Below are 11,872 nucleotides of genomic sequence, written 5' to 3' on the forward strand. Positions count from 1 at the left end.
GACGAAGCAATCCATGCTTCCCCGTACGCGGAGCCATGGATTGCTTCGCTTCGCTCGCAATGACGGAGCCGTCAATTCACCTCGAACCGGATCGGCAGCTTCTTCGGGCCGTTGACGAAATAGGCCTGCGTCATCTTCACCTCGCCGTCGAGCGACAGCGATTTCAGCCGCGGCAGCAGCTCCTCGAACAGGATGCGCATTTCGAGCTTTGCCAGATACTGGCCGAGGCACAGATGCGCGCCATAGCCGAACGCGACGTGGCGATTGGGCTTGCGGTCGCTGCGGAAGCGATCGGGGTCTTCGAACACCTCCTCGTCGCGATTGCCTGACGCATAGCACAGCATCAGCCAGTCGCCCTTCGCAATACTGCGGCCGCCCAGTTCGGTATCGGCGGTGGCCGAGCGCATGAAATGCTTGACCGGCGTCATCCATCGGATCGCCTCGTCGACGAGCCCCGGAATCAGCTCCGGATTGGCCTTCACCTTGGTGAATTCCGCGGGGTCTTCCGCCAGCGCCCAGATCGCGCCGGCGGTCGAGGACGACGTGGTGTCGTGGCCCGCGGTCGCGACGATCATGTAATAGCTGGTGGCGTCGTGCTCGGGCATGTAGTCGCCGCCGATCCTGGCATTGGCGATCACGGTGGCGAGATCGTCACGCGGATTGCGGCGGCGATCCTCCGTGATGCCGCGGAAATAGGCCGAGAAGTCAGCAACGACCGCCTGCATCATCGCGGAAAACTGTTCCGCGCCCAGCGCCTCGCGGCTGCGTGCCGTATCGGGATCCTGCGGACCGAACAACTCCTGCGTCAGCCTGAGCATGCGCCGCTCGTCGGCTTCAGGCACGCCGAGGATCTCCATGATGACATGCAGGGGATAGCCGAGCGCGACATCCGCGACGAAATCGCAGGCTCCTCCCTTGTCGAGCATGCGCTGCACCGTGGCGTGCGCGATCTCGCGGACGCGGCCCTCGAACTTGCCGAGATTGGCCGGCATGAACCAGCCCTGCGTCAGCGCGCGATATTTCGGATGGTCCGGCGCGTCCATCTGCACCAGCGAGCGGACCAGATTGGGCCCGCCGGTGATCTTGCGGACCCGCTGCTCGACCGCCTGATTCGTCAGCGTGGTCGGACGGTCGGCGTTGTGGAACAGCTCATTCTGCCGGCTGATGGCTTGGATATGCGCGTGCTTCGTCACCACCCAGAACGGATCGAACCGTTCGGGCCGCGCGATGCCGAGCGGATTGTTGGCGCGGAGCCAGCGATAGCTGTCGTGGATGCGGTGGTCGGCATAGGCCGCCGGATCGACCAGGGTGGCCGCGATGTCGGCGGGGATGTCGGGATTCCCGGTCGCTGTCGTATCCATGGGTCGTCCTCGCCGCCGGTTGTCGATCGGTCGCGTGCCGATGATCGCCGAAATCTAGGCGGTGGTAAGGACAGGGACTTGCGTTGAATGGCTGGAACCGCCCTTTCCGTCATTGCGAGCGAAGCGAAGCAATCCATCTATCCACCGCATGGAGAGATGGATTGCTTCGTCGCTGCGCTCCTCGCAATGACGGAGGGGGAGAGCTCAATAATGCCCGAACGCCACCGGGCGGAAGGCCTGCAGCAATTGCGGGTCGAGCTTGCCGCTCATCTCTTCCATGATGGAGAACGCCTTGGCATGGGTGAACTGCAGCCGGTAGGCACGCTTCTCCACCAGCGCGGCGTAGACGTCGACGATGGTGGTGACGCGGACGATGTCGCTGATCTCGTCGCTGTCGAGGCCGTTGGGATAACCGGTGCCATCGAGGAATTCGTGGTGGTGCAGGATCACGTCGAGCATTTCCGGCGGGAAGCCGCCCTGCGCCGACAGCGCCTCGTAGCCGCGGCGGGGATGCTCGCGCATCTCAGTCATTTCCTCGACCGTCAGTGCGCCGGGCTTGTCGAGCAGCGCGACCGGAACGAAGGCCTTGCCGACATCATGCAGCAGTGCGGCGCGGGCGAGCCGGCGCTGGTCGTCTTCACGCATGCCGAGATGTTGCGCGAACGCCACCGCAAAGCCGGTCACGAACAGACAATGCCGATAGGTCTCGACGTGATGGCAGCCGACGGCGGTTAGCCATTCGCGCAGCGAATTGTGCTTGATCGCCTTGAGGATCTTGTTTTCGGCGGTGACGATATCATCGAACTTCAGCGGCTCGCCGGCGCGCATCCGCTCGAACATCTTGACCATCACTCCATGCGCGGCCTCGACGCCGCGGTTGAGTGCCTTGCCGCGATCGGTCTCATCAAAGCCGCTGTCGTCGGGGAACGCGGCGCGGATGCGCTGCAGGATGCCGCGCGCGTCGAACGGCCGCGAGATCGTGTCGGTGGCGCCGAGCGCCCAGGCCTGCATCGAGGCGTGGTGCAGCGCGTCCGCCAGCACGAACAGCCGCGGCATCTCTCGATAGGCCTCGGCCTGCAGCTTGGCGCGGACCAGTTGCACGCTTTCAGGCGAGCGCAGGTTGATATCGACCACGATGCCGGAGAGATCGCGCGCCGGCTGCTCCGGAATTTCCGACGTCAGGATGGTATCGACCTCGCCCACCGACCGCAGGATGCTGGCGAGCTCGTTGCTCTGATCGCTTCGGTCCGACGCCAGCAGCAGGCGGCGCTTCGAAGTCTTGTTGGCTAAGGCGGTCATGAAATCCCCGTCGCGGTAACAACCGACGGTCCACGCTTAACCGACGAGGGGTTCCCTCCGGCTTAATGGGGATGCTGAACGGCGGTTGAGCAGAATGGATACAATTTGAGGAACCGCGAAATCCTGCAGCAAAATCAGGCCCGGCCGAAAAAAAATCCGCCGGAGGAAATCTCCGGCGGATCACTATTTTTGATGAGGCGGAAGCCGGTTATGCCTTCATTGCAGCCTTGACGGCATCCGCCGTGATCGGCAGCGCGCGGATGCGGGCGCCGACCGCGTTGAAGATGGCATTGCCGATCGCCGGCGCCACCACCGTCACCGCGGGCTCGCCGACACCGGTCGCCTTCTCGCCATTGGCGATGACGTTGACGGTAACCTCCGGCATCTGGCTCATCCGCAACGGCGTGTAGGTGTCGAAGTTGGTTTGCTCGATGCCGCCGTCCTTCAACGTCGCCTTCTCGAACAGCGCCAGCGACATGCCCCACAGCGCCGCACCCTCGACCTGGGCACGGATATTGTCGGGATGCACCTGCGTGCCGACATCGGTCGCAACCGTCAGCTTCTTCACCGTCACCTCGCCCGATGGCGCGACCGCGACATGGGCGACACAAGCGGTCCAGCTGGCAGTGGCGCGCTCCTGCGATGACACGCAGGCGACGCCCATGCCTTCACCTTTCGGCAGCTTCTTGGTGCCGTAGCCGGCAAGGCCGATCGCGGCGAGCAGCGTGTTGCGCAGCCGCTGCGCGCCACCGTCGTTCTTGCCCTTGCCGTCGAGCAGCTCGACGCGGAACAGCGCCGGATCCTTGCCGGTCGCATGCGCGATCTCGTCGATCGCGCTTTCGATCGCCCAGAAGGTCCAGCCCGGGGCCACCGAACGAAGCTGACCCGACGGGGTGGCGTTGTGCGCCATCTCGTTCTTGATCGCTCGCACATAGTGGTTGGGCACGGTGTAGAAGAAGTCCGCACCGTTGACCGTGAAGGCGTCGAGCGGCCCCTTCTTGTCGACCGAAGGCGACAGGAAATCGGGGATGCCCCAGCGTTGGGTCGGCCAGGCCGAAACCACGTCGTGGCTGAGCGCGACGAGCTTGCCATCGCCATCCATGCCGGCCTTCACCTTTTGGTAGGTGAGCGGACGCGAGAAATCCATCGTCATGTCGTTCTCGCGCGTGTAGATCACCTTGACCGGCTTGCCGGTGGCCTTGGCCGCCTGCACCGCCGGCACCATCATGTCGGCGTCGAGACGCCGGCCGAAGCCGCCCCCCAGCCACATCTGGTGCATCACGACGTATTTCGGATCGATCCCGGCTGCGCCGGCTGCGATCGCGCCGGAGCGCGTCGCGAACTGGTTGCCGGAATAGATGTGCAGGATCTCGCCCTTGAACTCCGCGGTGGCGTTCATCGGCTCCATCGGCGCATGGATGTTGATGCTGGTGGTGTATTCCGCTTCCAACACCTTGGCCGCCGTGCCGAAGGCGGCGTTCGGATCGCCGTCCTTGACGAAGAACTGGCCGGAATCGGTCTCTGCCTGAAGCCGCCTGGCTTCGGTCTGCAGCGACTCGCTCGACAGCTTCGCATTCGGACCGCCGTCATAGGCGATCTTCAGCGCATCCGCCGCCTTGCGGGCGTTGGAATAGGTGTTCGCTACCGCGACTACCCAACCGGTCGTGGTTGCGGTCTTGTCGTCCAGCGTCACGGCCTTGATGAAGCCCGGCACCTTCTTGGCCGCGCTATCGTCGACCGATTTCACCGTCGCGCCATAGCGCACCGGCGGGGTCACCACGGCGCCGTACACCATGCCCGGCAGCATGACGTCGATGCCGTACTTCGCGGTGCCGTTGGTCTTGGAGGGGATGTCGATCTGCGGCACCGAGACGCCGATCAGCGTGTACTGGTCGGCGGATTTGAGCTTGATGGCCTTCAGCTCGTCCGCCGTGAAGGTCTTGGTCGCCTTGCCGCTCTTCACCACATCGGCGAACGACATCGACTTCTTCGACTTCGGATGGCTGACCGTGGAATCACGGACCACCAGCTCGCTGGCCGGCACGCCCATCGCGGCCGCGGCCGCTTCAGTCAATGCCATGCGGCCAGCAGCGCCTGCGCGGCTCATCGCATCGAAGTTCATCATCGTCGACCAGCTGCCGCCGGTGATCTGCGCACCGAGCACGGGATCGTTGAACTTCGGATCGTTGGAGGCGAGTTGGACCCGCATGTCCTTCCAGGACGCGCCGAGCTCTTCGGCGACGATCTGCGCCATCGTAGAGGCGATGTGCTGGCCCATGTCGGCCTTGCCGCAGGTCACGGTGACGAGACCATCGGGGGCGATCGCGTACCACACGCTCGGCTCGAAGTTTGCCGGCGCGGCGAGCGCCTGATCGATACCGGGAACGGCGGCGTAACCCAGCACGAGGCCGGTTGCTGCGGTGCCGACCAGGAAGGAACGGCGGCTGAGATCGGCTTGTGTGCCGTGAGGGGTTTTCACGTGCGTATTCATGTGGGCCTCCGCTCGCTGCCGGTAGCCGATGCCGTGCGCATATCGGCGGCGGCGCGCATGATCGCCTTCTGGATCCGCGAATAGGTCATGCAACGGCAGAGATTGCCGTCCATGTGAGCGACCACTTCCTCCTTGGTCGGATTGGAATTCTTCGACAGCAGCGAAGCCGCCTGCATGATCTGGCCGGACTGGCAGTAGCCGCATTGCGGGACCTGCTCGGCGATCCATGCCTTCTGCAAGGGGTGATCGCCCTTGGCGGAGAGCCCTTCGATGGTGGTGATCTTCTTGCCCACGGCGTCAGCAACCGAGGTCTGACAGGACCGCACCGCTTCGCCGTTGAGGTGGACCGTGCAAGCGCCACAGAGACCCGCGCCGCATCCGAACTTGGTACCGGTCATCTGCAATTGCTCGCGGATGACCCAAAGCAGCGGCGTATCGTTCGCCGCCTCGACGGACATATTCCGTCCGTTGATATTGAGATTCGCCATCTCTCTCCCCTTCCGGTGTATGAAGCCGCTTACGGCGGCAACTCACTGTTGGGTCACGGCTGGCGCCCACCGGGTAAGCGGCAGTTGCCGGGACAATGATCCGGTTACCGCTTGGAGGCAATTCAATTTGGAACCGTTCGAAGACAATAAATTTCCTGACATGCCTGTTGTGCGCTGCGGCAATTGCATGAAGCTTTTGAAATGCCTCTATTGATGCCTTATCGATAGCTCCTACCAAGGTCGGTAGCGCTGCCGAACAGGACATCGACAAACAGGACATCGAGACAAGAAGGAGCCCGCGAATGGCCAAGCTCGACCGTGACGGCGTCAACATCCACTACGAAGTCTACGGCAGCGGGCCGCCGCTGATTCTCACCCACGGCTATTCCTCGACCTCGGCGATGTGGCAGGGCCAGATCGCGGCGCTGTCGAAGCAGCACAAGCTCGTGCTGTGGGACATGCGCGGCCACGGCCTGTCTGACTATCCCGAGGATCCCGGCGCCTACAGCGAGGCCCTGACGGTCCGCGATATCGCCGCGCTGCTCGACGCGGTCGGCGCCGACCAGGCGATCGTCGGCGGCCTGTCGCTCGGCGGATACATGTCGCTTGCCTTCCATCGCGCACATCCGGAGCGGGTGCGCGCGCTGCTGATCATCGACACCGGGCCGGGATTCAAGAAGGACGATGCCCGTGAGACCTGGAACAAGCGCGCCCACGACACCGGCGACCGGTTCGACCGCGAAGGGCTGGAGATGCTGAAGACCCTGAGCGCGGAGCGCGCGTCGGTCACGCATCGTAACGCCAGGGGCCTCGCGCTCGCCGCCCGCGGCATGCTGGCGCAGCGCGACGCGCGGGTGATCGAATCGCTGCCCGACATCCGGGTGCCGTCACTGGTCGTGGTCGGCGCCGACGACACCCCGTTCCTGGCAGCCTCCGATTATATGGCTGCGAAAATTCCCGGCGCGCAGAAGGCGGTGATCCCGAACGCGGGTCACGCCGTCAACATCGATCAGCCGCAGGCCTTCATCGATGCTGTATTGCCGTTCCTCGATGGTCTTGCGGCCGACGTGCCGGGAAAGACCGCATCATGAAGCCGGGCATCATTGCCTTGCTGCTGGCCACCGGCCTGACGGCAGCCGCCCACGCCGAGCGCCTGCCGCCGTTCGGCGGCAAGGCCAGTTCCTTCAACGCGACGCTGTCGAACAACACGCCGCTGGCGTACGGCATGGGCGTCGACGAGGCCCAGCGCGCGCTCGACACGCCCCTCACCTATGTCAGCGGACGACCGGGCGAGGAGATATTCCTGACCTTCCGCGACCTCGGCGGCAGCGGTCTGTTCCCGCACCATGACCGGCTCTATCTGCAATTCCGCAAGGGCGGGCTGGCCGGCTGGAAGGGCGACTGGGGTGAGAACTGGATGTGGCGATAGAGCATGATCCGGAAAAGTGGGAACCGATTTTCCCTCGCGACAAACGCGAAGCGTTTGCGCGGAGATCATGCTCAAGACATTAGCTTTAGCTTCGTCATCGGCCTTCGCCAATATTCTTCATGCAACGACCAAGAAGAATGGGATGACCCATGGGACAAGATATCAAGCTCACCGCTTCGGACGGTTTTGAACTCGGCGCCTATCGCGCCGATCCTGCCGGCGCGCCCAAGGGCGCTGTTGTGGTGATCCAGGAGATTTTCGGCATCAATCACCACATCCGCTCGGTCTGCGACCGGCTGGCGAAGGAAGGCTATGTCGCCGTCGCGCCGTCGATCTTCGACCGCATCGAGCCGGGTTTCCAGAGCGGCTACTCGCCCGATGAGATCGCCAACGCGCGAAAATTTGTCGCCAATCCGGACTGGGCCGCGATGCTGCGGGACACCCAGGCCGCGATCGACGCGGTGAAATCGGTCGGGCCGGTCGGCATCATCGGCTTCTGCCTCGGCGGCAGCATCGCCTACGCGGCCGCGACCAAGTTGACCGGTCTCTCGGCGGCCATCGGCTATTACGGCGGCGCCGTCGTGCGCTTTGCCGACGACAAGCCGACCGTGCCGACGCAGCTGCATTTTGGCGAGAAGGACGCCGGCATTCCCTTGAGCGATGTCGAGACCATCAAGTCGAAGCGGCCCGAGGTCGAGGTCTTCATCTATCCCGGTGCCCAGCACGGCTTCCATTGCGACGAGCGCGCCAGCTACGACAAGGCGAGCGCCGACATCGCCTGGCCGCGCAGCCTGGAGTTCTTTGCGAAGCATTTGAAAAAGTGACGCAGCAAGCGTCATTCCGGGATGGTGCGCTAGCACCAGACCTCAGATGCGCAATTGCGCATCGGGGAATCTCGAGATTCTCCGATATGCAATTGCACATCGTAGTTCGCTCATTTCATTCGCGTCCCGGAATGACGAAGGACGTTGTCCTTCGTCAGAACCAGCGCTCGCCGACGAACACGGTGTCTCCAGGGCTCATCGGCGTGCCCATCGGCACCGCGAAGCGGCCGGCGCCACCCGCATCGGTGTGGGTCAGCGTGACGCTGTCGCGCCGGGCGCGCGGCGAGAAGCCGCCGGCAATCGCCACTGCGCTCTCCACCGTCATATTGGGCACGTAGGGATATTGGCCGGGGGCGGCGACCTCGCCGAGAATGAAGAACGGGCGATAGGACTCGATCTCGACCGCCACCGACGGCTCGCGGATAAAGCCGTTGCGCAGCTTTGCCGCGATTTCGCCGGCGAGGCCGGCTGGCGTTCGTCCGCGCGCCGGCACCGAGCCGATCAGCGGCATCGTGATCGAGCCGGCGGCGTCGATCGCATAGGTGTTAGTGAGGCCTTCCTGGCCATAGACCACGACGCGCAGCCTGTCGCCGGCATCGAGATGATAGGCATTGTCGTAACGAGCCGGCTCAACCGGCGCGGCGTAGACGACCGGGGCAACAGCCGCCCCGGCATAGCCGCCCGGCGAACTGGCAAAAGCCGAGCGCAACGCACTGATCGCGCCGCCGCCGCCGCTTGCATCCGCGACCGGACCCGGCGCGTAGGTCTGTCCGTAAGCGACGGAATCGGGATCACCCTGCGGCCCGACCGCGACCGGACCGGCCGTGCTCATGCAGCCCGACAATGCGAGCGCCATCATGACAGCAGTGATCGGCAATCGTAACGCGTGCACAACCCGCACCGGAGCCATCCCTCAAAGCGAGACAGTCCTAGTCATGCACCGGTTATGGTTAACAAACGGTTTTCGGGGGAGATCGTCAGGGAAGCCGGAGCCCGGCTCCCCTGCGAGACAGAATGCGGTCAGGCGGTGACGCCAACGCCGATCGGGCAGGACACGCCGGTGCCGCCGAGCCCGCAATAGCCCGCCGGGTTCTTGGCGAGGTACTGCTGGTGATAGTCCTCGGCGAAGTAGAATTCGCCGGATGGCGCGATCTCGGTGGAGATGGCGCCGAGGCCCTTGGCGGCAAGCGCCTTCTGATACATCGCCTTCGACGCATCCGCGGCTTTGCGCTGCGCATCGCCAAACGTGTAGATCGCGGAGCGATACTGCGTGCCGATGTCGTTGCCCTGGCGCATGCCCTGGGTCGGGTTGTGGTTCTCCCAGAACGTCTTCAGCAACGTCTCGTAGGAAATCTTCTTCGGATCGAACACCACCAGCACCGCCTCGGTGTGGCCGGTGCGTCCCGAGCAGACCTCTTCATAGGTCGGGTTCGGCGTGTGGCCGCCGGCGTAACCGACCGCGGTGGTGTAGATTCCGTCGCCGAGCTCCCAGAACTTGCGCTCCGCGCCCCAGAAGCAGCCGAGCCCGAACACCGCCTGCTCGAGGCCTTGCGGATAGGGCGGCGTCAGCTTGCTGCCATTGACGAAATGCGTGGTCGCGGTCGGGAGCGGGGTCGCGCGGCCCGGCAGCGCCTCGGCGGCGCTCGGCAACGCGGTGGTCTTGCGCATGAACAACATGGATTACCTCCAGGCGGGACATTAGCCGGCGCGGCAACTGCCTGCGCTCCGGCCTCACCTATATATGTCTTTACGCAAGCATTAGCAGCCCCGTTACGGACGACTTGCTGCCCCGCCGGTCAGTCCCGGTCGTAGCCGATCAGTGGTTTGCGGGGCCGGAACAGGATCATCAGCAGAATGCCGGCGATCCCCAGCACAGCGAACACCGGCTGATCCAGGATGACCCTGATCACACTGTTCCAGAGCCACGGCGCGTGGCCCTCCACCCAGACGCGGAACGCCTGCTGACTGGACTGGTGGATGTCATTCCAGAACTGACCGAACCGGGTGAACCGCAGGCTCTGGTCGGCGACATAGCGGGCGCCGTCGTAGACCATGAAGATGAATCCGCCGGCCAGCAGCAGAAGGCCGATCAGACGGAAAAAACCGCGGATCATGCGTCACCCAAATTCCCTGTCGCGCCCCACGCGCCGCCAGCCCTTACCGGGCGCATCCCGGAAATTCAACCTCTTCAGCACCTTATCCGGCCATTGCAGGCTCAATTTCGGACCCTTTTAGGGTCCGGAAAGCGTTGACGCTGCAAGCTCAGCCATCTATAAGACCGGCCAATGGCGGCGGGCGCAATCCTGCCGCCGCTGTTCTTTGGACAGCGCCGCATGTGGAAGCATGGTTTCGCTCCCTGGCATGGCCGCCTCAAGAACACCCTTGAAGAACACCCTTGGACAATACACCCGAGTAAGAGATTTGAACCGGCCGGTGCGCGCCAGCCCGACCACCGAGCGATCACCGCCGAAGGACAGTTGAGACCATGGCCAATACCACTTCCGCCAAGAAGGCGGCCCGCAAGATTGCCCGCCGCACCATCGTCAACAAGTCGCGCCGCACCCAAATGCGCGGCGCGGTCCGTACCGTCGAGGAGGCGATCAAGCGCGGTGATCGCGACGCGGCCTTGAAGGCGATGACGCATGCGGAACCCGAACTGATGAAGGCAGCGCAACGCAACATCGTTCACAAGAATCAAGCGAGCCGGAAGGTGTCGCGCCTTTCGCATCAGATCGCGAAGCTCGCGAAGTAAGCTAACGAAACAGAACAATCGTCACGAAGCCCGGCGCAAGCCGGGCTTTTTGTTTTTTGCAGTGGACTAGTTTTATCTCGCGAGACTCGTGTCGTTGCTGCGCGACGGACTGCGTGTCATGGTTCGCCTTGTCCGTAGTTCTACCGGATGCAATTCGTTTGGTACGGTAAACTCGCACGTCGATGATCTCGCGCTAAGCAACCCAAGTGGAATAGTGCGGCGCTGTTGCAGCGAGAATTGAGAGGCGAGGAGTTACCCTGCGAAAGTAATCGTGAAAAATCACGCTTCGCGAGTTACTTATGCACATAGCGCTCGACAGCGATTGGAAAAACGACCGTCGCAAGAGCAAACGTAAATAATTTATGAAAATTTTTTGCTATTGCACCGTGGTTTGTGACATCAGCGAATCTGTGCACGGATTCAAAAACTTGCTTTCTCGACTCCGCATTTGCAGCATCGCAACAGTTGCGAAGAGTCGCCATCTCCGTCGAATCCACGGATTGTCAGAAAATTCCCTTGGTGTATTTATTTGCTTGTCCGCGACGCCCTCGGCTCTCCAGATCAGCGCGGTTTGAGACCCAGGGGCGGACGCGCAAATCGGCGGCGGTATGCGCGTTAAATGACGCTCTCCAAGCGAAGCTAGATTGACAACTCATAGCGATATGAGGACGGTTGACCTGTGTCTAAATTTCTCCGGCGCTGCCCCCGGCTCTTCGGGTGCAACGAACAAGAGAGACCAGGAATGATTGTCAGAGTTTAGCGATGCGGAACGCGGAGCGAGTGGACGGGTTGAGGAAGACACGCGGCGGCGCAGCCGCCGGACATTTCGGTGTTCGGTAGCGGCAGATCGAATTTTGAAGACACAAGCAAGCTGATAGCTTGCCGCGATCCGTCGCGGCGAGAGGGGGAGGACGTATGATTTACGGAATCATCATCACTGCAGTCGACGCCACGACAGCCGGCACGACAGCTGGAACGCAGATTTCAAATGGTGCCGTAATCGCCCCCTCGGACATCGGCTCTTACCCGCAGAGACCGTCGAGTACGCGCTGACCTCGCGGGACGCTCCTTCTCCAAACCACTGATCTGGCCGACGGCGCATTGTCGCCGAACGGGAGATCCATGTCCGGAGCAGACAGCGCCCGCTGAAGGTCACGCCGTGGCAGGAAATCTGCAGGGCAGTTTCGCAACAACATCCATCTCTCAGTCTGGAAGAAGTACGAAGGCA

The 11,872-nt window shown here is 63.0% G+C and carries 11 protein-coding genes; 4 read left to right on the forward strand and 7 right to left on the reverse strand.

Translation table 11 applies throughout. The features are described 5' to 3' along the window. Nucleotides 1–71 precede the first annotated feature (71 nt). The 4 genes from ACP2YO_RS47730 to ACP2YO_RS47745 all read right to left on the reverse strand — a co-directional run bounded on the left by ACP2YO_RS47730 (nt 72) and on the right by ACP2YO_RS47745 (nt 5,639). Entirely contained in the window at nt 72–1,361 is a 1,290-nt protein-coding gene (locus ACP2YO_RS47730; RefSeq protein WP_426438053.1) for a cytochrome P450, read from the reverse strand. A 204-nt stretch (nt 1,362–1,565) separates the two neighbouring features. Further along, nucleotides 1,566–2,660 carry an HD domain-containing phosphohydrolase gene (locus tag ACP2YO_RS47735; protein WP_426438054.1) on the reverse strand — a complete coding sequence of 365 codons (1,095 nt, stop codon included), beginning with the start codon at nt 2,658–2,660 and terminating at the stop codon, nt 1,566–1,568. A gap of 208 nt (nt 2,661–2,868) precedes the next feature. After that, a complete protein-coding gene (locus ACP2YO_RS47740) occupies nt 2,869–5,151 on the reverse strand; it encodes a molybdopterin cofactor-binding domain-containing protein (RefSeq protein ID WP_426438055.1) in 2,283 nt (760 codons plus the stop codon). After that, on the reverse strand, nt 5,148–5,639 hold the full coding sequence (locus ACP2YO_RS47745) for a (2Fe-2S)-binding protein (RefSeq protein WP_426438056.1): 492 nt from the start codon (nt 5,637–5,639) through the stop codon (nt 5,148–5,150). Before ACP2YO_RS47745 ends, ACP2YO_RS47740 begins: the two co-directional genes overlap by 4 nt. Nucleotides 5,640–5,941: 302 nt before the next feature. Between ACP2YO_RS47745 and ACP2YO_RS47750 the strand changes: the two genes are divergently transcribed. From ACP2YO_RS47750 to ACP2YO_RS47760, 3 genes are all read left to right on the forward strand, one after another. After that, on the forward strand, nt 5,942–6,730 hold the full coding sequence (locus ACP2YO_RS47750; protein WP_426438057.1) for an alpha/beta fold hydrolase: 789 nt from the start codon (nt 5,942–5,944) through the stop codon (nt 6,728–6,730). Further along, nucleotides 6,727–7,068: a hypothetical protein gene (locus tag ACP2YO_RS47755; protein ID WP_426438058.1), complete on the forward strand. Its 342-nt coding sequence runs from the start codon at nt 6,727–6,729 to the stop codon at nt 7,066–7,068. The genes ACP2YO_RS47750 and ACP2YO_RS47755 overlap by 4 nt, the downstream gene beginning before the upstream one ends. A 149-nt stretch (nt 7,069–7,217) precedes the next feature. Beyond that, on the forward strand, nt 7,218–7,892 hold the full coding sequence (locus ACP2YO_RS47760) for a dienelactone hydrolase family protein (protein ID WP_426438059.1): 675 nt from the start codon (nt 7,218–7,220) through the stop codon (nt 7,890–7,892). Between the two features lie 154 nt (nt 7,893–8,046). On the opposite strand, the gene ACP2YO_RS47765 is transcribed toward ACP2YO_RS47760, so the two are convergent. The 3 genes from ACP2YO_RS47765 to ACP2YO_RS47775 form a co-directional block, all read right to left on the reverse strand. Then, the gene (locus ACP2YO_RS47765) at nt 8,047–8,751 is read right to left on the reverse strand and encodes a polysaccharide biosynthesis/export family protein (RefSeq protein WP_426443496.1); all 705 of its coding nucleotides are present in this window, start codon (nt 8,749–8,751) and stop codon (nt 8,047–8,049) included. Between the two features lie 161 nt (nt 8,752–8,912). Beyond that, nucleotides 8,913–9,569, reverse strand: a complete 657-nt coding sequence (gene msrA, locus ACP2YO_RS47770) for a peptide-methionine (S)-S-oxide reductase MsrA (RefSeq protein WP_426438060.1) — start codon at nt 9,567–9,569, stop codon at nt 8,913–8,915. Between the two features lie 119 nt (nt 9,570–9,688). Then, the gene (locus tag ACP2YO_RS47775) at nt 9,689–10,006 is read right to left on the reverse strand and encodes a hypothetical protein (protein WP_426438061.1); all 318 of its coding nucleotides are present in this window, start codon (nt 10,004–10,006) and stop codon (nt 9,689–9,691) included. 371 nt (nt 10,007–10,377) lie between these two features. Here ACP2YO_RS47775 and rpsT point away from each other — a divergent pair, with 371 nt between their 5' ends. After that, on the forward strand, nt 10,378–10,644 hold the full coding sequence (rpsT, locus tag ACP2YO_RS47780; protein ID WP_426438062.1) for a 30S ribosomal protein S20: 267 nt from the start codon (nt 10,378–10,380) through the stop codon (nt 10,642–10,644). The last annotated feature ends 1,228 nt before the right edge of the window (nt 10,645–11,872 follow it).

Source organism: Bradyrhizobium genosp. P (assembly GCF_049949265.1).
Taxonomy (GTDB): Bacteria; Pseudomonadota; Alphaproteobacteria; order Rhizobiales; family Xanthobacteraceae; genus Bradyrhizobium.

What these genes read in the sequence shown, in the direction of transcription:
- msrA (WP_426438060.1), bottom strand. Translation starts at nt 9,569, where the DNA reads ATGTTGTTCATGCGCAAGACCACCGCGTTGCCGAGCGCCGCCGAGGCG.
- ACP2YO_RS47755 (WP_426438058.1), top strand. Translation starts at nt 6,727, where the DNA reads ATGAAGCCGGGCATCATTGCCTTGCTGCTGGCCACCGGCCTGACGGCA.
- ACP2YO_RS47765 (WP_426443496.1), bottom strand. Translation starts at nt 8,751, where the DNA reads ATGATGGCGCTCGCATTGTCGGGCTGCATGAGCACGGCCGGTCCGGTC.
- ACP2YO_RS47750 (WP_426438057.1), top strand. Translation starts at nt 5,942, where the DNA reads ATGGCCAAGCTCGACCGTGACGGCGTCAACATCCACTACGAAGTCTAC.
- ACP2YO_RS47740 (WP_426438055.1), bottom strand. Translation starts at nt 5,151, where the DNA reads ATGAATACGCACGTGAAAACCCCTCACGGCACACAAGCCGATCTCAGC.
- ACP2YO_RS47775 (WP_426438061.1), bottom strand. Translation starts at nt 10,006, where the DNA reads ATGATCCGCGGTTTTTTCCGTCTGATCGGCCTTCTGCTGCTGGCCGGC.
- rpsT (WP_426438062.1), top strand. Translation starts at nt 10,378, where the DNA reads ATGGCCAATACCACTTCCGCCAAGAAGGCGGCCCGCAAGATTGCCCGC.
- ACP2YO_RS47730 (WP_426438053.1), bottom strand. Translation starts at nt 1,361, where the DNA reads ATGGATACGACAGCGACCGGGAATCCCGACATCCCCGCCGACATCGCG.
- ACP2YO_RS47760 (WP_426438059.1), top strand. Translation starts at nt 7,218, where the DNA reads ATGGGACAAGATATCAAGCTCACCGCTTCGGACGGTTTTGAACTCGGC.
- ACP2YO_RS47735 (WP_426438054.1), bottom strand. Translation starts at nt 2,660, where the DNA reads ATGACCGCCTTAGCCAACAAGACTTCGAAGCGCCGCCTGCTGCTGGCG.
- ACP2YO_RS47745 (WP_426438056.1), bottom strand. Translation starts at nt 5,639, where the DNA reads ATGGCGAATCTCAATATCAACGGACGGAATATGTCCGTCGAGGCGGCG.